Source organism: Hominisplanchenecus sp. (assembly GCF_046967715.1).
Classification (GTDB): domain Bacteria; phylum Bacillota; class Clostridia; order Lachnospirales; family Lachnospiraceae; genus Hominisplanchenecus; species Hominisplanchenecus faecis.
The window spans coordinates 1-22,221 of record NZ_JBKVNQ010000032.1 but is presented as its reverse complement, the minus strand read 5'-3'; the positions used below and the strand labels follow the sequence as shown (position 1 = coordinate 22,221).

The 22,221-nt window shown below is 42.1% G+C and carries 17 protein-coding genes and 1 pseudogene; 3 read left to right on the top strand and 15 right to left on the bottom strand.

The annotated features are described in order from the left end of the window. Positions 1–255: 255 nt before the first annotated feature. Positions 256–1,395 carry an ROK family protein gene (locus ACLTL4_RS06405; RefSeq protein WP_412291491.1) on the top strand — a complete coding sequence of 380 codons (1,140 nt, stop codon included), beginning with the start codon at positions 256–258 and terminating at the stop codon, positions 1,393–1,395. 403 nt (positions 1,396–1,798) lie between these two features. On the opposite strand, the gene ACLTL4_RS06400 is transcribed toward ACLTL4_RS06405, so the two are convergent. The 3 genes and pseudogenes from ACLTL4_RS06400 to ACLTL4_RS06390 all read right to left on the bottom strand — a co-directional run. Next, the gene (locus ACLTL4_RS06400) at positions 1,799–2,227 is read right to left on the bottom strand and encodes a hypothetical protein (RefSeq protein ID WP_412291490.1); all 429 of its coding nucleotides are present in this window, start codon (positions 2,225–2,227) and stop codon (positions 1,799–1,801) included. After that, entirely contained in the window at positions 2,224–3,516 is a 1,293-nt protein-coding gene (locus tag ACLTL4_RS06395; protein WP_412291489.1) for an AAA family ATPase, read from the bottom strand. Before ACLTL4_RS06395 ends, ACLTL4_RS06400 begins: the two co-directional genes overlap by 4 nt. A gap of 398 nt (positions 3,517–3,914) precedes the next feature. Continuing rightward, a pseudogene (locus ACLTL4_RS06390) lies at positions 3,915–4,916 on the bottom strand (4-alpha-glucanotransferase); the annotation flags it as partial. On the opposite strand from ACLTL4_RS06390, the gene ACLTL4_RS06385 reads away from it, so the two are divergent. After that, positions 4,864–5,301: a glycogen/starch/alpha-glucan phosphorylase gene (locus tag ACLTL4_RS06385; RefSeq protein WP_412291488.1), complete on the top strand. Its 438-nt coding sequence runs from the start codon at positions 4,864–4,866 to the stop codon at positions 5,299–5,301. The pseudogene ACLTL4_RS06390 and the gene ACLTL4_RS06385 overlap by 53 nt on opposite strands. A gap of 160 nt (positions 5,302–5,461) precedes the next feature. Here ACLTL4_RS06385 and ACLTL4_RS06380 read toward each other — a convergent pair whose 3' ends face one another. The 9 genes from ACLTL4_RS06380 to ACLTL4_RS06340 form a co-directional block, all read right to left on the bottom strand. Then, positions 5,462–6,862, bottom strand: coding sequence for an AAA family ATPase (locus tag ACLTL4_RS06380; RefSeq protein WP_412320341.1), 1,401 nt, complete (start codon positions 6,860–6,862; stop codon positions 5,462–5,464). Positions 6,863–6,974: 112 nt separating this feature from the next. After that, entirely contained in the window at positions 6,975–8,942 is a 1,968-nt protein-coding gene (locus ACLTL4_RS06375) for a PP2C family protein-serine/threonine phosphatase (protein WP_412320340.1), read from the bottom strand. Beyond that, positions 8,932–10,146 carry a hypothetical protein gene (locus ACLTL4_RS06370; RefSeq protein ID WP_022117977.1) on the bottom strand — a complete coding sequence of 405 codons (1,215 nt, stop codon included), beginning with the start codon at positions 10,144–10,146 and terminating at the stop codon, positions 8,932–8,934. Before ACLTL4_RS06370 ends, ACLTL4_RS06375 begins: the two co-directional genes overlap by 11 nt. 54 nt (positions 10,147–10,200) lie before the next feature. After that, on the bottom strand, positions 10,201–11,328 hold the full coding sequence (locus ACLTL4_RS06365) for a protein kinase domain-containing protein (RefSeq protein ID WP_412291505.1): 1,128 nt from the start codon (positions 11,326–11,328) through the stop codon (positions 10,201–10,203). Positions 11,329–11,474: 146 nt separating this feature from the next. Next, entirely contained in the window at positions 11,475–13,730 is a 2,256-nt protein-coding gene (locus ACLTL4_RS06360) for an ATP-binding cassette domain-containing protein (RefSeq protein ID WP_412291506.1), read from the bottom strand. 130 nt (positions 13,731–13,860) lie between these two features. Continuing rightward, positions 13,861–14,403, bottom strand: a complete 543-nt coding sequence (locus tag ACLTL4_RS06355) for a hypothetical protein (protein ID WP_412320339.1) — start codon at positions 14,401–14,403, stop codon at positions 13,861–13,863. Continuing rightward, positions 14,400–15,068, bottom strand: a complete 669-nt coding sequence (locus ACLTL4_RS06350; protein ID WP_022117981.1) for a DNA-3-methyladenine glycosylase family protein — start codon at positions 15,066–15,068, stop codon at positions 14,400–14,402. Before ACLTL4_RS06350 ends, ACLTL4_RS06355 begins: the two co-directional genes overlap by 4 nt. 3 nt (positions 15,069–15,071) lie before the next feature. Continuing rightward, the gene (locus ACLTL4_RS06345) at positions 15,072–16,196 is read right to left on the bottom strand and encodes a DUF362 domain-containing protein (protein WP_022117982.1); all 1,125 of its coding nucleotides are present in this window, start codon (positions 16,194–16,196) and stop codon (positions 15,072–15,074) included. A gap of 241 nt (positions 16,197–16,437) precedes the next feature. After that, on the bottom strand, positions 16,438–17,103 hold the full coding sequence (locus tag ACLTL4_RS06340) for a hypothetical protein (protein ID WP_248834628.1): 666 nt from the start codon (positions 17,101–17,103) through the stop codon (positions 16,438–16,440). A 30-nt stretch (positions 17,104–17,133) separates the two neighbouring features. Here ACLTL4_RS06340 and ACLTL4_RS06335 point away from each other — a divergent pair, with 30 nt between their 5' ends. After that, positions 17,134–17,397, top strand: coding sequence for a hypothetical protein (locus ACLTL4_RS06335; protein WP_248834627.1), 264 nt, complete (start codon positions 17,134–17,136; stop codon positions 17,395–17,397). Here ACLTL4_RS06335 and ACLTL4_RS06330 read toward each other — a convergent pair. The 3 genes from ACLTL4_RS06330 to ACLTL4_RS06320 form a co-directional block, all read right to left on the bottom strand. Then, the gene (locus ACLTL4_RS06330; protein ID WP_412320338.1) at positions 17,375–17,932 is read right to left on the bottom strand and encodes a TetR/AcrR family transcriptional regulator; all 558 of its coding nucleotides are present in this window, start codon (positions 17,930–17,932) and stop codon (positions 17,375–17,377) included. The genes ACLTL4_RS06335 and ACLTL4_RS06330 overlap by 23 nt on opposite strands. A gap of 145 nt (positions 17,933–18,077) precedes the next feature. Beyond that, positions 18,078–19,004 carry a tyrosine-type recombinase/integrase gene (locus ACLTL4_RS06325; RefSeq protein ID WP_412320337.1) on the bottom strand — a complete coding sequence of 309 codons (927 nt, stop codon included), beginning with the start codon at positions 19,002–19,004 and terminating at the stop codon, positions 18,078–18,080. A gap of 63 nt (positions 19,005–19,067) precedes the next feature. Then, positions 19,068–22,052: a type I restriction endonuclease subunit R gene (locus ACLTL4_RS06320; RefSeq protein ID WP_412320336.1), complete on the bottom strand. Its 2,985-nt coding sequence runs from the start codon at positions 22,050–22,052 to the stop codon at positions 19,068–19,070. Between the last annotated feature and the right edge of the window lie 169 nt (positions 22,053–22,221).

Sequence of the window (22,221 nt, the reverse complement as noted above, 5' to 3'; positions counted from 1 at the left end):
CTCTTACGGTTTCATAAGCAAATGCTTCTACCTTTAACGCTTTTCTTTTGGTTGTTACTTACATTTATATCTTAACTGTAAGTAGAGTGTATAACTTGTTCTGTCAATTGTCTATTGACAAAAAATACAATCTTTTTCATTATTTTTTGTCGCTTTTTCACAAAGGATGTTTGGGATCTTGTTTTGAAATGTGATCTGTATTAAAATAATTGCAAATCTTGTGCGTATGATCCACACATAAGTAAGGAGAATTTTATGAAAGAAAAAAGAATGACTACCATTACTTTAAAAAAAATGAATCGTGATAAAGTTTACCAGTATATCTATCAGCAAAAAGAAACTTCCAAACTTCAGATTGTTCAGGATCTTCAGATGGGACTTTCCACCGTAAGTCAGAATTTAAACGATCTGGAAACCAGCGGACTGATCAGCCGCAATGGATATTTTGAATCAACCGGCGGGCGGAAAGCCCAGATTATACGGATTGTAGAAGATTTCCGTATCTCGATCGGTCTTGGAATTTTAAAAGATATGTTTCACATTGTCGCTGTTAATTTATATGGTGATGCGATCGCCACAGAAACGATTTCATTACCTTATAAAAACAGCGATGCTTATTATAACGAACTGGCCGAAAATGTAGAACAGTTTATTTCAAATCATCAGTATCCTTCTGAAAAAATCAAAGGAATTTCCATTGCCACTCAGGGCATTATTTCTCCGGATGGAACGTCTGTCACTTATGGTGCCATCATGGGAAACACCCATATGCAGCTTTCTGATTTTTCATCCAGACTGCCATATCCGTGCCATCTGGAACACGATTCCAAATCAGCTGCCGAACTGGAATTGTGGAATCATCCGCAATTTGACAGTGCATTGATTTTTCTTCTTAATTCTAACCTCGGAGGTGCGATCATCACAAATCATACCGTGCACCAGGGAAACCATATGAGAAGCGGATTATTCGAACATATCTGCATTGATCCGCATGGTCTGAAATGTTACTGTGGTAAACACGGATGCCTTGAAACCTGCTGCTCCGCAAATGCATTAATATCTGCCTCCGGAATGCCGGTCAAAGATTTTTTCTACAGACTACACACGGAACCATCCCCTGAAATTCAGCAAATCTGGAAAGATTATCTGGATCACCTTGCATTTGCCATCCGCAACCTGAATCTGATCATCGACAGCCCTGTGATCATCAGCGGTTATCTCGCACCTTATTTCCGGCAGTCAGACATATTATATCTGCTTGAAAAAATCAATGAACACTCTGTTTTCCAGATGACGGAAGATCAGCTTCTGCTCGGCAACCATGGACAATATACGCCAGCCATCGGAGCCGCTCTTTATTATATTCAATCATTTTTAAACTGTGAGACGAAATGAGGTACACTATGAAATACGATTTTACAACCATTCTCGACCGAAAAGGCAAAGATGCCATCGCCCTTGATGCACTTGGCGTAAACAACGGAAGAAATCATATTCAAGTCGAACGCACGTGAGACTTGGCACGCAATTCTGGTCAGCTTTGCTGACATTTACCCAACAGAATCGCTGCAGCCGTTCCATGTATGATACAGTCTTTTTTTACTTTATATTCCTCTGCATGAAGCTTCATAAAGCGGAAAAATGTAAACAACTCTCCGCGTTCTGCAAAAGGGCGGCTACCTGATCCTGCGGGACTATACATCTTCTGATTTTATTGTCTGGCTGATGAATCACCTGGAAATGCCGCCGGCAAATCTTATCGGTCACGGAGACGTAAAAATACACAAACCTGCGGAATTCATCGCCATGGCAAAAAAACCGGATTTACGGTACTGACTATGGAAAAACAGAAAGGCTTCCGTACACATCTCATTGCACGAAAATAAAACAGCACAGCAGCCTGAAAACTGCTGTGCTTAAACTTTATCAATCTATAATCCAGTCCTTTATTTTCTGTTGTATCACCTACTGCACTTCTTGCCTGCCAGTGTTCAATATAAACATCACTTAAATCTACATCTTCTTCTAAAATGCGTATATCCGGAATACGTCGCATACAATAGGCACACAAATGTCCCTGTTCCTGCATCAGCAAATTTCTGACCTGTGTTTTTAATGGATTTCTAAGTTTAGCATACCCATCTTTATCTGATAATCCCTGTTCTTCTGCTTCTTTTTTTAATGTTTCCAAGTCAGAAGGTGCCGGGAATTTTTTTATAAGAATCATCGCTTTCTCCTGACCTTCAATAACTTTAACTTCACATTACAGCCTGCAATTTCAGAATCATCGTCGCCGATTTTTTCCTTTAATTGATTCAAAATCTGTTCTGCCTTTTCTATCTCTTCACAGTCTATAAAATGATAAAATTTTTGAAATAGTGCCTTTATTTCCATTGGTCGTTCTGATGAATGCATAATACCACTTATAATAGTATTTGTATCTTTTCCATGAACCTCTCCTGATGGTTCATAAGCCATACCATCATCAAGTAAAATAATATTTTCACTTTTTACGGTATTAATCACGGCAGGTGCATGTGTGCTGACAATAAACTGAACTTTAGGAAAGATCTCTGTCAAGTCCCCTAAGATCCTTTGCTGCCAGGTCGGGTGCAAATGCAAATCGACTTCATCAATCAGTACAACACCATCTGTCTCTCTGCATACGTTACCTAAAAGCTGTGGATTAAGTGCCGCCATGCGGTACGCTATATCTGCCACCAGACTAATCGTACTTTTATATCCATCACTCAATTGATTGATTGGAATTCTCATGAGTTCACCTGACTCATCTCTGTAAGCCACTTCTAATTCCTTTGTTCCAACATTGTACTGCATTTTAACTTCATCATTTCCGGTAATTTTTTTATAGCAAGTTTCCATGGCAGCATAAACTGCTTCTAATTCTGGAATGCCTTCTAATCCCAGTTCCTGATTCTGATATTTCCGTACCGTCATTTTCGCAAACCAGTTCATCATCAGCTTAATGTTAGCTGTTCCATCCACACAATCCATATAACCGTTCATTCTGTTATTTGTCTCAAAAACATCACTTTGCTTTTCTCGATGATAATCCCATAAACGCCCGGTTCCATAATAAGCAATAACCGGAAGTATCAGCTTTGTATCACCTTCTCTTAAATGTTTCTGAAACTGAATACCAAGATCAATCATATCTTTTGCATTACCAATTGTCGTACTTCCATTTAATTTATTAAGACTTCTTTCCCATTTTTTCACTCCGGACTTTGTCATTGCCTCTGCCTGTACCGTAACCGGATATTGCGGCTGGACATCCTTTGTACTTCCAACCGAAAAAGCTTTCAATCGAACCTGATTTTTATCAATTCTGCGACTATACAATCCATCCATTTTTACAAAAATCGTACTGACTGCAATTGCTGCTCCCTCCATAATGGATGTTTTTCCAGAGCCATTTGCACCTACAATCACTGCCAAATTTGGATGCAATTTTATATCAAGATTTTCAAAACATCTGAAATTTTTAAGTACCAATTTTTGAATATGTATTTTTTCACCGCTTTCTTTTTATTCTAATTTATCATTCATTTATTGCCTCTTTTATTCATTCTGTCCATTTCTTACAGCCTGATACATTTTGTAACCCCTGGCACTGATGAACTCTTATAAGATTCTAAAAATATAAAACACCAAAAGAGCCACGGTCTCCCGTGGCTCCATTGTATCACAAATCAAAAAATCTGTCTTCTGAATCAAGTGCACGAATCTTTTCCATTTCTTCATCCGAAAGTTCAAAGTACTTTCTGACTGGTATTATAACAAAACGAGACTCCTTTTGAAGTCTCGCTTTGTTATGCGGTATAAACCTTTTGGTTATACCAGTATAAATCACATCCTGCACACGATATGCTGTTCCATCTGATGCGGAAGTGCTATTCCCAGTTCATACGACCATATCGGGTAGTCATACGGCAGATTTCTTTTTGAAGCCTTTTGGTCAGCTGCGTCTTTTTCAGACGCCATCTCCAGTTTTCACCAACCGTAGAAGGTTTGTTGATGCGGGCGGAATTGTCCAGTCCCAGCCAGTCCTGCATCGGAATGATGCAGGTGGCAGCCGCACTTCGCAGAACCAGTGCGATCATGCTCTTATAGAGCTGTTCTTCCGGGGTGGCATAGTCGTACAGATAATCACGCACCAGCTTACGCACGGTGTCGCTCATATAGCCAAGGTCTTCCGCAATGATTTCCCGTTTGCCCAATGCCTGCTCCACCGCACGGAACAGTTCAATGCCCGGTCCTTTTTCCCAGTGTCCTGATGCAGCTGTTTCACTGCCATAAGGAATTGAAAAATACTCATCAAACCCACGGAAGTGATCGATACGTACCACATCATACAGTTCAAAGCAGTACCACAAGCGAGTGATCCACCACTGATAACCGGTATTGCGGTGCACTTCCCAGCGATAGAGCGGATTACCCCAGAGCTGACCGGTTGCTGAAAATCCGTCTGGCGGAACACCTGCCACTGCAGTTGGAATGTTCTCCTCATCCAGCTGAAACAGACCAGGATTTGCCCATGCGTCCGCAGAATCCAATGCTACATAGATCGGAATATCTCCAATGATCTGTATTCCTTTGCTGTTTGCATAAGTTTTCAGTTTGCTCCATTGTTCATCAAACTTGAACTGGAGATATTTATAATACTCCACTTCATAATACAGTTCCCGGCGATAGTAATCCATTGCATTCTGCCACCGCAGACGGATATCTTCCGCCCACTCGATCCATGGTCTGCCTTCAAAACGATCCTTCACTGCCATGAACAGTGCAAAATCATCCAGCCACCACTGATTTTTCTCGCAGAATCTCAGAAACGCTTCGTTGTGGCCGATATCACTGCGGGAATATGCCAGCCGCAGCAGACGGTTTCTTTCTATATGGCTGCAGATCGTATTCATTGAGAACTACAACGTTGCCGCTCAGTGGTATGAAAACGATGCCAACATCCGCCGTGCCATTGATTTCCTCAACGGTCCGGAAATGCTGGCAGCCGGTCATTCTGAAAGCCTGAACCGTCTGCATCATGAGCTGATCCACAAGGACTGGTTCCAGACCCTGCCGGACTTCAACGCATACGTTGTACGCAAAGGACAGGCTCTCAGTGATTATACCTGCGATCCGATGGGATGGAGACGCAAATGTCTGGTGAACATTGCCAAAGCCGGTCTGTTCTCCTCCGACCGCACCATTGCTGAGTATGACCACGATATCTGGCATCTTGGTAATTCAAGTCGAACGCACGTGAGACTTGGTGCGTGATTCTGGTCAGCGAAAGCTGACATATTCTTCTCAGAATCACTGCACATTCTCGCGGAGCGTTTATCTCAGTCGGAGATTGTACTCCCACTGAGAAAGACTTGTTATTACTCACCACTTGCAGAAGTGGGAGTCTTCTCGACTGAGATAAAAATCTACCATTTTATGCCATCGACAGCCGGAACTTTTTCTGATACGGATCTTCAAAGATCTGATCATCCAGCATTCCCTGGATTTTGGAGCGGATGTAGCGGCAGCCGAGCTGGCTTTCACTGGCTTCTTCCGCCAGCATCCGCCTTGTTTTCTCATCCAGAGAAATTTCGATGCCGTACTGTCCGGCAATCTGACTGACCGGAGAAATCTTGTTTTTGCTCTGCATGATCTGATCGAAGTCATCTGCACCAAGAGGCTGCAGCATCACGATCTTATCGATGCGGCCGGCAATCTCACGGCGGATGTTTCCGTACAGCACCAGATCTTCTTCGGTGACTTCAGAAGTCAGATCTGCCGTTTCTGTGCTGCTGGAAAATCCGATCGCAGAAGATCTGTCTTCTTTATTGTTTCGAAGCATTTCGAAACTTCCGCAGAAGACAAAGGAAATATTACGGCAGTCGATCTTTGCCGTCTGTGGATCTTTTCGGTTGTCCTCGTTCACGAACGTTACCTGATCTCCGTCGATCAGTTTCAGAAACTCATTCTGAATGCTTCTGGAAAAGTCCGTTCCGCCGGAGCCGACCATCGGCTCAAACAGTTTGTCCGCTTCATCAACCACAACGATCATATGCTCCCGCATCTGCGGTTTCTCTTCGAGGAAAATATCCTTGACGTGATAGCTTCCTTTCCAGCCGTCACACGACAGCTGCGGTCCGTTGATGATCTTGATGAAAGAGAACTTTTTCTGCAGGGTACGCCAGATCTCGGTTTTGCCGCATCCGGTCGGTCCGGCCACAAGCATATTGCGGCGATGCCCCTGCAGATGATTATAAACCAGCATCGCTGCTCCGCGTTTTGCCTCTTCCTGACCGTAAACGTGTTCGCCAAGATACTGATAGATCAGCTTTGGTGTCCAGCTGTAGTCTGTGTCATCGAATGGTGTTTCTTCGTAGACACCTTCGAAACCGTATTCCGCTTCGATCCATTCTTTTTCCGGATAATCCGGCGGCACCGGCGGAAGTTTTGCTTTTTTTCGATCTGCCATCCTCTTTTCGGCTTCCTCTGCTCCCATTTCCTGCAGCATCTGCTGGGTGTAGTTGGTTCTTTCCGATGCCTCTGCGAGAATACCGGCGATATCCTGGATTTCATCCTCGTACAGATGTGTCCTTGAGAGTGCCTCGATAACAATATGTGCGACACTGTCTTTTGGACGCTGCTGCCAGAATACGGAAAGTTCTTCCACCTGATCATAGATATTCGCATATTCTTCATCGCTGACGCTTTCGTACCCGCCTTTAGCGACCGAATCGCGAAATTCTTCAAACGGATTGACAATGGTCGTTTCCTGACCTTTTCTTAAAATAAGTTTTAAATAAGCGGACCAGAAGTCTTTTGCCTGTTGTTCTCTCATCGTGCATCCTCCTTCTCAAGTATGCCATCTGTTGTTTTTTCTTTTCTTGTCTTGATCTGGTCCTATCATACCGCACAGACGCACGAAGGCTGTAATTTCAATGGTACGGATTTTATTTTGTTCTCATCGGCAGGAAGTCTTTGCCGGTTTTTATCAAGGATTCCGTAATGCCCCGGCAGTTTTTCTGCATCCGTTTTTGCACCTCTTCATCGGAACTGATACGTCCTTCAATCAGTTTCTGCAGGTTTACCTGCCAGATACCAATGGTACGGTCTTTGTGAAGATCAAAGGCTGCTACTGCACAGAGCCTTAAGATCCCTTCTTTGTTTTTGTTTGTCCGAACAGTATCCCCCATATAATCCGGGAAAATCAGGGCGTTATAAATCTTCACTTCTTTTTCCGGTGCTTGCTTCGAATAGAGCTTCACAAACTGTTCCTGATAAAAGAACTGTTTATATATATCTGCGTTTCCCGGCAAAATATAAGATTCTCCATCCCAGCCGCAATATTTTGCATCCAGAATACAGCAGACATTTTTCAGTTCCGAATCTTCTTTATCCATCTCGATCACGATATCCGGGATATTCTTTTTTTCCTGATTTTTAAAGACCGGCGTCCTGTCCTGAATGCCGTTTCCGCTTTTTCCATATACTTTCCAGGAATAGACATTATTTTGACATTCATTGATGTTGATCTCTTTCTGATCCAGGATTTTGCTTTCAAAAAATACTTTTTCGCCGAAAAGGCTGATCTGGTTGCCATACAGCCAACCAAGAAGCCACTCGTATACTTTCTCAAATTTCACCGCAGCGATGATCTGCACTTCTGCGGTATCTGCCTGCTCTTTTTCTGTCTGTGCACACCACTGTTCTACACTCTGACTGACCATATTCCATGGAGCTTTTTTCGGTTTGCATTTCTGATTTCGTTCTGCCGCTTCCCATACATCCGCCAAATAAAGATCCAGAAGCTTTGCATAAACCTTCAGCATTTCCAGTTTTTTCAGATAGCCTTCGCTCTGATCCAGTTTCACAGATTTTGGAAGTGACAGCAGCATTTTATCCGCCCATCTTACAATGCCGACAAAATTGCTGTAATAGTGTTTTTCGTTTGTATCCTGATCCGTCCGGTAGAAAATCAGATTTTCATTCTTCCAGTTTTTGTATTCAAAGCCAAAGGAGCGGTATTTCTCCTGCTGCAGCTGCATGATCCACTCTTCGCTTGTGATCTCTGCTCCGTCCTGTATATACTCGATCTGTTTGCCCATGACCGCATCTGACTCACTCTGCATCGCATCAGAGCCATTCTGTACCTCATCCGTTTCGCTCTGTACCTCTGCCAAAATAATGGTTGTGTTGTCATCTGCTCCCATACGGATTGTCTCCTCGATCAAAGATGTCACGGCCTCTTCAACCGGCTGTTCCATCCGGCTTTTGATCTTGGATTCTTCCAGCATGTCTGTCAGTCCGTCTGAGCAGATCAGATATCTGTCGCCCTTTTTATATGGCACACAGAAAAAACTGTTCTCCGGAAATTCTGCCTGATGTTCTTTTCCGAGATACTCAGTCAGAGCACTTTTCATATGGCCTGGCCGGCGAAAGGTATGATCTGTTGACAGCTGTTCCAGTTTTCCATCATGCATGCGGTAAATACGGGAATCTCCGATCGACAGTCCGTAGATTGCTTCCTGCCCAAACTTCAATGCAGACATCGTTGTTCCCATTTTTGTGATCTTCCGGTCTTTTCTCCAGCTTGTGATATTATCATTTATTTTTTTCAGCATTTGCAGCAGAATGGTTTCGTAATTCTGCTCGTCCTGCTCCGTCCATGGCCGTTCTTCGTCCAGCAGCGTTTTGGCAGCCAGATAAGAAGCCTCTTCTCCACGTGGCAGACCGCCGATCCCGTCGAATACTGCGACCCACTGACCGCCGACTTCTGCTGTTAAATTTTCTTCCAGATCATCATGTACTTCCGGCATACCTATTCCATTAAAGCAGAAATTATCTTCATTCCGTTCCATAAGTGCTCCTGTAATACTCGCACACACTGCTTTTACGGAAATTCTATTATTATTCTTCATATGATTTCTTCCATACCAATGCAAAAGTATCGATAAGATCCTCCGAAACGACACACATCAGAATAAATGCTTCATATGGATTGACCGGATAGAGTTCCATCATATCCGCCTCCATAAGCAGTTCGTTTGTTTCTTCCACAAATGCTGAAAAACGCGGTCCGGCTCCTGATTCAAGTTTTTCATCATCTAATGCATAGATCAGAAAGATCAGCGTGATCAGATCAAAACGCTCCACCGGTTTTCCGGCTAGAACTTTGCTGATCCGTTCGCGACTCAGACGTTTTCCGGAAAACTGTTTTTTCAGGCAGGCAAATGATTTCATGTTGCCGTTTTTTGTTACCGGGACTTCAGTGTACAGCACACTTTCTATCTTTCCGGCACTGATATCTCCTGCTGTAAATCTTCTTGGCTCAACTTCTTTCTCATCCGGATAACGGTTCATATGTTTTGCAATGGTCTCTTTTGCTCTCTCATACAGACGCTCAAATACCTGTCTTGCTCTGTTTTCACGTTTATCTGCAATATTTAAATTTTTAATATAATGCAGATATTTTTTCAGTCCGTCTTCCGTGCTTACATACAGTTTCGGTGTATTCTGCATGGCCTCCCACATATGATCTTTCCGTACAGATGTATCGGAAGGCTCAGCTGCATATTCTTCCAGCAGTTTTTCTGCCGCGGCATAAGATTTCCCGGTACGTCTGCAATGCCAGTAAACAATTTCTTTCGGATCGTAAAAATCAAAATCTCCCTCTTTGAGCACGAGCGTCAGAAATTTGGAAATTGTTTGATCGTCCATATCCAGCCCGAATCCCATCTGAAAAATACTCTCACGTTTTACACTTTCTGCTGCGATCCAGCGGTTCGCCTTACGCTTCATCTCCTGCTTTGTTTTCGCCCCAACGGAAGCAAGACAGTCATTTTTTTCAAATCCATCCAGGATCAGAGCGACATACTGCTCATTGGTCACACTGCGAAATGCTTCCTGCATTTCATTTTTTTCATAAAGATATCGTTTCAACTGATCGTTAAATGGAACGATCTCCATTTCACCGGTCAGATATTCAAAGATCTTCTCTTTTTTTTCATCTTTAAACTGTTCCGAATCAATCGTATCATAAAATCTCCTGATCGCTGTATTGGTAAAGTTATAAGACTTAATTGAAGAAGAAGGATCAAAATCCATGATATTTATTTCAGACATAGCTCTTCCATCCTTTTATCTGTTTTCTAATGTGTTTTTTAAATGTTTCCGTCACTATGCATTCTGTTCTTTTCCTGCATTCAGCTGTTCCATCATTTTTTTTAGATTCATGCGGTAATCGCAGGAATCCGGATTTCCTTTTCGGTATCCTGTACAGGCTACAAAGGCACCATACTGTCCCGGTTTTTTCACCAGAACTTTTCCGCATTTCGGACAAAGTCCATACGGATGCTTCTGGATGTTTTCCAATGCTTTTTTCATTTCTCCTGCCGACTGATAACGATCCTTTGGATCATAAGCACATGCTTTTAAAATAAGCTTTCGCATGTCCGCAAAAGCATTTTCAGGCTCCGGAAGCACGGCATCTTTTTTCATTCTGCGGTTGATCCGCTCCTCTGGATCTGCGACATCTGCAAATGGCAGTCTGAAATCATTAGACAGATAATAAAGCACCAGGCCAAGGGAATAAATATCCGCTGTCTTATCATAAATCGTTGTCTCTTTGACCTCAGGTGCCATGTAATCTGGGGTGCCTGCGACTGTCATCGTTCCCGAAATCGGCTCCCTGGCAATGCCAAAGTCTCCCAGTTTAAACTGCCCCTCTTTTGAGACCATAAGGTTATCCGGCTTGATATCCCGGTGAATGATCCCTTTTTCATGGCAGATTTCAAGTGCTGAGCAGATCTCGATCCCAAATCGGATCACTTCTTCCGCATCCATTGTTTCATTTTTTTCCATGTAATTTTTTCCGAGGTATTCCGTGAAATCTTCCAGATACTCCATCTGAATATAAAGTTTCCAGAAATTCTCCTCCGGCATCTTTTCCAGGCAGCTTCCCTTGATCTGCACAATATTTTCTGCCCCTGCAAAAGATTCCAGCCGGCTGACCTCATGTGCCACTTTATCATTAAAGAACTGGGTAAAGTCTCTTCTGGCCTTTACCCAGTCATTTCCGTATTCTCTGTAAACCATTTTTTTATTTAATGTCCAGCTGATCATTTTAAGAGCGGAAATTTCCTCATCTGCCTCCCCTTTGTTTTTCACCAGTTTATATACACTTCCGGAAATCCCTTCGCCAAGCTTTTCCGTAATCTCATATCCATAATTTTTCCACTGCATCGGCAGTTCCGGAAATTCTGCCTTATACGCCCGGTCCTGATCTGCGGCGTTTTTTATCTCCATGTGATATTCCTCCAGTATCTTCTCTCTGCCTGATTATTTCATACTATTTCGTTTTTATTTGCATTTTTTACCCGAACATACAATACCAATCTTAATAATAGTTTTTACCCCTTCATTCAACAATTCCGTATCCTATCGTTTATCATCTATTTTCTTTCCTCTCCCAGATCACTCATCTCTGCAATCTTTCCGTCTTCCACCCGGTAAACTCTCCGGCACAGCCTCAGAACCCCCGGGCGATGCGTTGTCACAATACAGGTTTTTTCCGGTGCTTTTTCCAGTATATTTTTCAGAAGTTTTTTCTCTGTTTCTTCATCAAGTGCGGAAGTTGCTTCATCCAGAAGGATCACCGGTGCATTGCGAAGCAATGCCCGTGCGATGGCAATCCGCTGCGACTGTCCTTCGGAAAGCCCTTTTCCGCGTTCACCCAGTTTTGTCTCCAGTCCTTCCTGCAGTTTTTTGACAAATTCCCACGCACATGCCATCTCAAGAGCCGTCTTCATTTCTTCCCTGGATGCTCCTTCTTTGGCGATACTCAGATTCTCGGCGATACTCCCAGCAAGAAGTGTATTGCCCTGCGGAACATATGAAAAGCATACTCTTGTGTCTGCATTTAACTTCTGCTCCGTTCCGTCCTGTGCCTTTAAGATTGCCTTTCCTGTATCCGGCTCGATCAAGCCGAGGATCAAACGCAGCAGCGTTGTCTTCCCTTCTCCGGATGTCCCGACAAGTGCCACGATTTCTCCCGGGCAGGCACAAAAATCAGACTCCCGAAACACCTGTTTTCCTTTTGTATACGAAAATGTCACATTTTCCAGACGAACTTCCAGTCCGCCCTTTGTCAAAAACAGATCCTTTTGATTTTGTATGCTATGTATTTCTTTGGGAAGCTCTGTCAGTTCCCGGAGGCGATGTGCAGAAACCGAACTGTTCAGAAAAGACGGAATGATCGACACGAGATTCTGAAATGCCCCAGACAGGCTGTTTCTCTGCTGCAAAAATAAAGTCATCGTGCCATAAGTGATCGCATGTGTCCATAAGCGGAACAGACAATACCCAAATGCAGTAAACTGAATTGCCATTCCAAGCACCGACAAAACTGCCTTTGTTTTGATGCTGAACAAATTGTAATCCAGAGTTATTTTTTTATACTGTTCCTGCAATTTTTTCAGACAGGTGCTGCAGTGCAAAGAAATGCCAAGCGATTTGATCATATCCATATTGTAAAAAGTTTCTGCCTCAAACGTCATCATCCGACTGCTCATTTCACGCACTTTCTTCTGGCAGTCCCGCTGTTTTTTCATCATAAACTGTGACATCAGAACAACAAACGGAGCACTTCCAAGTGCAATCCCTGCCATGACCTTATCGTAATAAAAAAGCACAAGAAATGTTGCCAGAAAATGATAGAATGCGATCACGACCGCCGGAAGCCAGCTGACGGCATTGCTGCCCACTGTTTCAATATCCTGATTGAAACGGCTGAGCATATCACCGTTTTGATACTTGTTCAGTTCCAGCCAGCTGACATCCAGAATCTGTTCAAAAAGATCTGCCCGAATATCATTGCTGATGTTCGTATTCAATTTTACCATAATACGGCTGATACCGCCATTCAGAATCAGGCTGACTGCAAAACTTCCTGCCATAACTCCAAAAATCATGCCCGCTTTGTTCATCTGATATCCAGTAACAATATCAATCAGATATTTTCCTGCAATGCTGCTGAGAAGTCCAAGAGAGGTACTTACCGTTCCGAGAAATGTATAAAAAAAGATGGTCCATCGATATCTGACACTGTAATGCAAAATCCATTTCCAGTCATCAAAGATTTCCTGAAATGTCCCATCTTTCCATTTTCCTGCTGCTCTTATTGTTTCGTTATGTATTTCCTTACTGCTTTTTTTTAAATTCTGCACCTTTGAAGAAAAAGAAAACCCAAGTTTCCTGATACCACAAAAACGAATCCAGATATGTTCAAAAAATCTCCACCGAAAATTTTCCGGTCCGATCCATTTTCCCCGCACCTGTACTTTGGTGATTCTGGCAAAAATCTGCTCCTGACGGATTCCCGATTCCGGTACAATCTGACCGTCGCCAAGCAACGTATAACTTTGATCCCCGCATTTTAAAATCCGGTGCATTACATACTGCCCATTTTCACGGCGATAAAATACGATATCGCCTTTTCTTAGTTTCCGGTCTGTTTTTTTCATGCAGATTTTGTCCCGTCCATGTTTCAAAAACGGACGCATGCTGTTTCCCGTGACGATCATGCTGACTTCCTGTCCATCTTCCAGGAGTGCCCGTATCATTTCCATATATTCCTGCGTATCGACCAGCCTGACTGGTTTCTTTTCTTCAAAATATTTTTCACTGTCTTGTTTCCGAAATTTTTTCATAGTTTTATGCTCTGTTGGTTTCTCCTGGTGGCATATCAGATAAATGTTGTCGGACAATGTTCTCAAATAGAATCTTATGATTTTAATCCTATGCGAAAAATTTCGAATTTATGACTATTTCTCTTTTACATTATTTCTCTGATCTGGAATATTTTTCAAAAATCCGGATATACTCAGCCTCCACTTTTGCAAAAGGCTCTACGGTATAATCCAGCTCGATATGAAGCTTGGGCGGCTCCCCGTCCTGCTTTTCAAGCAGCCCGTCCAGATCATACCAGAGCATCGCATGGTCGATCTCTTCCAGCTGTGCCTGCTCCTGTGCTGTCAGATCTGATCCCAGAAATTTTTCGTAAATCAAATGCAGCAAATATGCTTCCTGCTCCTGATATTCTGGCAATGTTTTCTTAAAAGGAGACGGCACATCGGACATATAACATTCACTGGCATCGTGAAGCAGACAGGCAAGTACCATGCGATCAGACAGTCCCCTTGCCGCCGCTTCTTTCGCACAGCAGATACAGTGCTGTCCCACTGACCAGAAGGTCTTTACATGGCCGTTTCCCCGACAGATCAACGACAATGCATGGGCAATATCCGGTATATCGATCAGCTCCGGATTCGGATCCGTCGGTTTAAAATGTTTTCCGGTATAGGTAGTGATAAATTCGCTCATCGTATTCCTGCTTTCTTTTTGCAATCAGCACCGGATTTTGGTGCATGATCTTTCAGACCAGGCACCGCTCCTCCGGCTGCTGCCCAGAAGTACAGACTTGCCACGCTGCAGTACGGACTTAATCTGCGGCGGTATTTTTCAAACAGTTTGCGGTCGATTTTTCTGTGATGGTAAATCATCCGCATCCCACGCTGTATTGCCAGATCACCAAAACTCAGCACATTCGGTCTTTGCATACAGAACAGCAGGATCATTTCCGCAGTCCAGACACCGATGCCTTTCAGTGATGACAATTCCTCAATCGCTTCTTCATCTGATTTTTTCCAGATGCCTTCAATGTCAAAACTGCCGTCTTTTACTTTTTCCGCAAAATCTGTGATATACTCCGCTTTCCGGAAAGATATCCCAAGCGGCTGCAGATGTTCCACACCTGCATTTAATATCGTGTCCGCATCGACTGTCCCAAGATAATCCTTCATTCTCTGCCAGATCGTAGCCTGTGCTTTGGTCGAGATCTGCTGACCGACAATATGATGAACCACCGATGAGAACAGATCATCGTCAACCGTTCGCTCAATCATGCCAACCTGATCGATCACCTCAGCGAGGCGTTTATCTTTCTGTTTCAGATAGATAAGTTCCTTTTCTCCGTATTCAAAATACATATCCTATTTGATTCTCTTCAACTCATATTCTCTTGTTCCAAGTCCGATCTTTTCTGCCTGGTCAAGGGTTGCTTTCCACTCGATATTCGGATTGGAATCTTTGAAATGATCGTGGTGGCAATGCCATCCCGGCTCTGCCAGATGTTCTCCAAGCTGACTGTTTGCAATCGGTGTTGCATTTAGGCAGGCATCTGCACATGCCTGATCCAGTGCGACCGGATCAAAGCTTGCGAACATTCCGATATCCGGAAGGATCGGTGCATCATTCTCACCGTGACAGTCACAGTTCGGGCTGATATCCTGTACCAGTGCGATATGGAAATGCGGACGGTCGTGACAGACTGCCTGTGCATATTCTGCCATTTTACGGTCGAGAAGCTCATTTGCACTGTCATTTGGATTGTATACCGCATCAAAACTGCAGGCTCCGATACAGCGTCCGCATCCTTTGCATTTATCATAATCAATAACTGCTTTTTTATTTACATAAGTGATCGCATCGCTTCCACATTCTTTTGCACAGCGGCGGCAGCCACGACAGACTTCCGTATTGATTGCCGGTTTTCCGCTTGCATGCTGCTGCATTTTTCCTGCACGGCTTCCGCATCCCATACCGATATTTTTAATGGCTCCGCCAAATCCGGTTGTCTCATGTCCCTTAAAATGGCTCAGGCTGATAAAAATGTCCGCATCCATGATCGCATGTCCGATCAGAGCCGTTTTGCAGTATTCTCCGTTTACAACCGGAACTTCTACTTCATCCGTTCCTCTCAGGCCATCTCCGATGATAATCTGACATCCGGTCGTAGTTGTATTAAAACCATTGAGATTTGCACAGTCCAGATGTTCCAGTGCATTCTTTCTGCTTCCCGGATACAGTGTATTACAGTCTGTCAGAAACGGCATTCCGCCCTGCTCCTTGCACAGATCTGCGATTACCTTTGCATAATTTGGTCGAAGGAAAGCCATATTTCCAAGTTCACCAAAATGCATCTTGATCGCCACAAACTTTCCATCCATATCAATGTCTTTGATGCCGGCAGCAATACAAAGTTTTTTCAGCTTGTCCAGCTGGCTGGTCCCTACCGGACAGCGAAAATCGGTAAAATAAACAGTAGATTTTCCCATGTCAGTTCCTCCTGATATATTTTCTTCCGTAAGTTTCCCGTACCTTTGCATCCTTAATGCCAGACTCTGTAAAAAAACGTGTTGAGTCTGTACAGAATCCTTACTTTCTATAAAAGAATAACACATCAAGTACACTTGAAGTCAAGTACCTGTTTGTAAGTATCCGATTTTTTCCTGCTTCTCAGGCTGCCGCACCTCAGACTCTGTGAAAACAACAGAGCCGATACTCATTTTAATGCTCTTAAGCTATTTCTTTTTTCATTGCCTTATAGCCGATTACCACTGTCCATACATAGGCACATGTTTTAGGAATCATCAGCATACCGATCATTGGGATCACATCCGCCCACAATACAACCGGAATATAGAAAGCAAAGCTCAGTACGATTGTCAGCCACATCCAGCGGAAAGATTTATCATTCTTTTCTTTTGCACTTTTATAAAACAGAACAATGATAATCAACCCCATCAATGCGAATGGAATATTACGGTAAATACCCCAGGAAAGCGGAGCATCTGTGGCAAGCCAGTTATTCTGAGGCATCATGCACAAAACAATTCTCAATCCTGCAAGAGCGTAGATTGCAGCTGTGGTTATTTTATGCCCTTTAACCTGATAACGTTCACGCCAGATATGATAAAGCACAACATAAAAGATCGTCATAGTAACAGAGGTGATCCACTTACCTAACCCCAGCTGTACAGTAAAGTTCTCAAGACCGGTGGTACAAAGTGCCGTTGCACGTGGAATCAGATGGAACGCATCTCCACTGCCTAAAAGAACTGCCATAATTCCAAACATAGTAAACTGACGGTTTCCTTTACTTTGACGGATCATTAAAATTCCGATTGTGATTACCGAAATCAAATATACGGTATCAAATAAAGTTTCTACAATTGCCTGCATAATAAACATCCTTTCTTATTTTGAAATTTTATGATGTGGGTGTCAAAAGTCCCCAACTATGATGCCTACGGATTGTTCCGTGCGTTGCACTCCCACAATCCTTTCTACGCTCCGCTTCGGTCGGTGCTAAACATGTGCCACCGGCACATAGCACCTCAGTATTCGCATATCGTGGGATTATCATCCCACTTTTATGCTCACATGGAAATCCAATATATGAACACCGTTCATTTTGATTCAAAAATTTTCCCACATGATCTGTGGGAGAATTTTAATATAATGTTTTATTTATAAGCATCACTATTTGTGAAGGGTCATAATCCTGACGGATCATCGACACTAACATCAGCGAAAATAATATATCTGCGAACTGTTTTTCCGTAAATTGCTGGTCAAATACATTCGGGCGGATCTTAGAATCATTTTTCAGGACATCGCACAGTCCATTGAGGATATGCCCCCAGGTCTGCATCATTCTCTTTTTACCATCCGTTCTTTCTTCTCTCATAAATCCAAACGAATGTAATGAAAAAAAACCCGGAAATTGCTTATTTCCATATTGCAGACGTTCATAAATCCATAAGATGCAGGTTGTAACATCATCAAAGACCTGTTCATCCTGGGAATGAAAGAAAATCTCGTGCCAAATACTCTCTATTGTATCACTGAGCAAGACCGCCTTCGATTCATAGTAATTATAAATTGTACCGGCAGAAACAGAACACCGGGATGCAACAGCCCTGATACTTACAGCAGCCCAGCCATTTTCTTTGATCAATTCCCTGCTGGCAGCCAATATGTCTTCTTTTGAAGTAGCAAGATGATTCACAACTTCACCTCCAATATTTCTAATTTGCTTATTATTACTTTCCAACGTGAACACTGTTCATATTGAAAACATACACCGTTCATTTTGATTTGTCAATATCTTTTTTGCAAGATCAGCGTAAGTGATCTTGTTTTATTTTTTGTGTTTATAATCCCGATAATGTTCTCATTACCAGATCAACATCTTTGTTTTCGAGTTCCTGAATGATATGCAGATATGTTTTCTGCGTTGTTGTCATGCTAGCATGTCCAAGACGTCTGGCTACGCTGGCAATTGATACACCGGCAAACAGAAGAAGGGATGCATGGGTATGTCTGAGTCCATGAATGGATATCTCTGAAATTCCGCACGCTTTACAATGTCTAGTAAGTACATCATTCACTGTAGAATTGTAAATCTTCGATTTCCCGACAAAGATTGGTTTGTCTTCCGGCAGATTCTTGGTCAGCTCTGAAAATTTCACAACAATCTGCCAGTCAATCTGAATTTTTCTCACAGATGAATTATTCTTTGTCGGAAGGAATCCGCCGTTTCCTTTATAGTCCCATGTTTTGCTGATGGACAATGTCTGTCTGGCAAAATCAAAGTCTGCCGGAGTAATCGCAAGTGCCTCTGAAAATCTCATACCGGTCTTGGCAACAAGGAGAATAAACCAGTCCCAGTTCACTTCTGTTCCGATATTCAGGTCTGCGATCAAAGTATGCAACTCAAACTGACTTAAATATTTTATTTTTTTTGCTCTTGGAGCCTTCCCTTTAATAATTGCTTTTCTGGTAGGATCTCTTCCTATTATTCCTTCATCTACTGCATCAAGGATTGCACCTTTCAGCTGATGATGAAAATCCAGTGTTGTCTGTCGCTCGTGTTCTTTGGCATAATCATTCAACAATTTCTGATAAGCGATCCTGTTAAGGTCACATAACCTTAATTCCGGTGCAAGTTTTTCCAGCCATTTCTGTGCCATCAGATACTTCGCCATCGTTGCATCCCTGATTGCTCCTTTTTTATACACGTCAATCCATTGTCTGTAATACTCATAAAACAGTTGCATTTTTTCTGTTTCCTGCTGCATAAATTATCTTCCTTTCCTGAATCACTTACGCTGATACAGACAATTAATAACCTGTTTTTTTCTTTATGCAAGACGAATCAGTGGTTTTATTTCTTTATCCAGTATTTTCTTTAATTCTGACATGCACTTCGCATAGTATTTGAATTTTGGAAGTACCTTTTCCTGTGCAGATTTGTAGCCTTGATAGTCAATGGTTGCTTTGATCACACTCTCATTTGGTATTTCTCCATTTCTGTAATGAAGAGCTGCATACATAACATCTTCTTTCGATGCATACCAGGTTACGCAGAAATCTGAAATTACCTTGTCAATACAGTTTTGCTTTATATTTTCTACAATATTCCGAATAGACTGACCTCTGTATTTATTTTCATCTGCCTCGATTTCACTGACCAGACCAGCCATGATATCGGCAACTTTTGGATTGTCTTTCTGCATTTCTTCGATATACTGTTTCACTTCCTCAATCTGTTTCTGGCGTTCTTCCGGAGATACTGCTTCCGCTCCTTCATTCGGTGCTACAATGTTCTGGATCAGATTAATAATATATTCATAATCAATCTTTGTACTGCTGTAAGCCATCAGTTCATAATCCATATCTATCATTTCATCTTCCGATGCCTCTTTTCCCGGATCATTACCGTCACCTTCCGCTGTTTTTATCTCCTCTACGGCATTTTTATAGACTCCGGCATACTTATCATATTCCTCTTCTGTTATACCGTATTTCTCAAGCATACTGTCATCATATCGGGTGAATGATTTGATTTGGGCAAATAATCGGTCAAAAGTCTGGAAAATCTTAACAAACACTTTTTTCTCTTTGACTGACATCGTTGTTACTTCTTCCGGTGTTTCTGCTGATACTCTTAATGCTGCCAAAGATTTGCGAAATGCCGGTTCTATTTCTTCCCATTCTGCTAAAATTGCTGTTCCTGTACTTCCCGCAGAATATAATTTCACTGCATTATCAACACTTTCTTTAAACAACTTTGGTGCCTGGAAGGTAACAATCTGACCATATGTTTTGTTTTTATCGAAAATACGGTTTGTCCTTGAAAACGCCTGTATCAGATCATGCGGTCCCATCGGCTGTCTGTCAATAAAAATGGCAGACATACATGGTGCATCAAATCCTGTCAACAGCCGGTCTACCACGATGACCAGATCCAACTGCTCACTTCTGCTCTTGAATTTTGCATCTTTCCGTGCCAGACGTTTATTCAGATTTCCATTGTACCCCTGGATCTGAGAAAGCTCATATTTTGTACTAAACATCCGATTATAGTCATCCAGGGATTTCTGCATCTTTTCCTGGTTTACGTGAGAACCTTCTTCATTTTCTGTTACCGAATAGGTAATTGCAAATTTCGGAAAATCAGGAAGTACCTGTTTGATCTTCTCATCAATCTTTAATGAAGTTTCTCCATTTTTCACCTTCGTCAGAAGCTCATAATATTTCTGTGCTGTCTGGATGGAACTTGTTGTCAAAAGTCCTTCATATGTTTGCCCTTTCCCGTTCTGAAATCCCAGCTTGTGATAGGATTTGTTCAAAATAATATCTAATACCCGGAGCATATGTACCTCATTGTCATATACACTGGCATCCGTCTCATCTGTAATATTTTTCGGACCATTATGCTCTACCTGAAAGCCAAGTACTGCATTATCGTGAATTGCATTCTGGATTGTATATTTATGAAGTCTTTTTCCATATAATTCTTCCGTTGTACGTGGCAGATCCCCCATCTGCGGATATGGATTCTCTGCAAATCTCGGAGTTCCTGTAAAACCATACCAAAGTGATCTTCCAAAAAAGCGTTCCAGTTCACGCTTTGTTTTCGGAGTCACTGCCCTGTGGCATTCATCTACTACAAAAGCAATTTTCAGGTTTTTAATCTTGTTATATTCCGATGTTCCTTCCTGTAATCTTTTGCTGATCAGAATCTGCATTTTCTGAATGGTTGTAACGATTACCTGGCGATCATCCGATTTTAATTTCTTTTTTAAATCATTTACATTGTCCGTTTCATCTACATCAACCAGATCATTATTCGCATAAGCCTGAAATGCCATAGTAGTCTGAGTATCTAAATCTTTACGGTCAATCAAGAAGATTGCTTTATCAATCGCAGGAATATCCATCAATAAATTTCTGGTTGCTTTATAAGAAGTAAGCGTCTTTCCCGATCCGGTCGTATGCCAGACAAAACCTGATTTTCCTGTCTTTGATGCCTCACGTATGGACTCAATGGCATGAATCTGATATGGTCGAAGCAAAATCAGTCGTTTTGCGTCTTCATCCAGAACTGTATATCTTGCAATCATTTCATGAGCTTCCGGAATACGAAGAACTTTTTTTGCAAAATCAATATAATCGGACACCGGATTGTTCTCTGTATCTACCCAGCCACTCATAAATTTAGGATTCAACTCCGTATCACTTGCCGCAGCAAAATATTTTGTGTCTACTCCATTACTGACCACGAACATCTGGACAGCTGAGAAAATTCCGGTAAACTTTCCTTCGCTGATATATTTTTTAATCTGATAAAAAGCATCCATATAAGAATGCTGTCTGTTTTTTAATTCAATATGTATCATCGGAAGTCCATTAATCATAAGTGTAACATCAAATCTTCTGTCCCTTGCAACCGTAGTGATACCATCTTCCTTTAACGCATTATATTGACTGATAACCTCATAAACACTGCTTCCACCTGCAATATGCTCATGATTCATTACAACTAAATGTAATTTTTCCGTGTCCCTTTGTACATGAACCATTGCCTTACCATTTTCGCCAACCAGCCATTCACCAGCCTTATAGAAAGAAGAAAACTGCAGCTGGTTCTTAACCTGTTCAAACTCTGTGTCAGAGAGAGGCTGTCCATCCAGACGTGCCTTATTATTCTGTTCCAGAATGTATCTGAAATTATTCCAAAGATCTTCCTCTGTCTTTAAATCTTCACGGTAAGTCCATTGGGACTCTCCAAAAACCAGCTGTTCAATCAATTTATCTTCTATTACTCTCTCTAATTCTGGCATTTTCTTTTTCTCCTTTTCAATGATTACCGTAATTTGGGCATATATTACCACAATTTTTCCATATATTACCATAATTCGGGCATATATTAGCCCATTTGTACACAAATTTGCTTTCGATGGTGAAGTGTGATGAGATGGTTAATCTTTTCAAGTGCATCAACAATTTTGG

Bases quoted from the DNA above. Each gene is read 5' to 3' on its own strand.
- ACLTL4_RS06405 (WP_412291491.1), top strand. From the start codon at position 256: ATGAAAGAAAAAAGAATGACTACCATTACTTTAAAAAAAATGAATCGT.
- ACLTL4_RS06400 (WP_412291490.1), bottom strand. From the start codon at position 2,227: ATGATTCTTATAAAAAAATTCCCGGCACCTTCTGACTTGGAAACATTA.
- ACLTL4_RS06380 (WP_412320341.1), bottom strand. From the start codon at position 6,862: ATGAGAGAACAACAGGCAAAAGACTTCTGGTCCGCTTATTTAAAACTT.
- ACLTL4_RS06375 (WP_412320340.1), bottom strand. From the start codon at position 8,942: ATGAAGAATAATAATAGAATTTCCGTAAAAGCAGTGTGTGCGAGTATT.
- ACLTL4_RS06370 (WP_022117977.1), bottom strand. From the start codon at position 10,146: ATGTCTGAAATAAATATCATGGATTTTGATCCTTCTTCTTCAATTAAG.
- ACLTL4_RS06365 (WP_412291505.1), bottom strand. From the start codon at position 11,328: ATGGAGATAAAAAACGCCGCAGATCAGGACCGGGCGTATAAGGCAGAA.
- ACLTL4_RS06360 (WP_412291506.1), bottom strand. From the start codon at position 13,730: ATGAAAAAATTTCGGAAACAAGACAGTGAAAAATATTTTGAAGAAAAG.
- ACLTL4_RS06355 (WP_412320339.1), bottom strand. From the start codon at position 14,403: ATGAGCGAATTTATCACTACCTATACCGGAAAACATTTTAAACCGACG.
- ACLTL4_RS06350 (WP_022117981.1), bottom strand. From the start codon at position 15,068: ATGTATTTTGAATACGGAGAAAAGGAACTTATCTATCTGAAACAGAAA.
- ACLTL4_RS06345 (WP_022117982.1), bottom strand. From the start codon at position 16,196: ATGGGAAAATCTACTGTTTATTTTACCGATTTTCGCTGTCCGGTAGGG.
- ACLTL4_RS06340 (WP_248834628.1), bottom strand. From the start codon at position 17,103: ATGCAGGCAATTGTAGAAACTTTATTTGATACCGTATATTTGATTTCG.
- ACLTL4_RS06335 (WP_248834627.1), top strand. From the start codon at position 17,134: ATGATGTGGGTGTCAAAAGTCCCCAACTATGATGCCTACGGATTGTTC.
- ACLTL4_RS06325 (WP_412320337.1), bottom strand. From the start codon at position 19,004: ATGCAGCAGGAAACAGAAAAAATGCAACTGTTTTATGAGTATTACAGA.
- ACLTL4_RS06320 (WP_412320336.1), bottom strand. From the start codon at position 22,052: ATGCCAGAATTAGAGAGAGTAATAGAAGATAAATTGATTGAACAGCTG.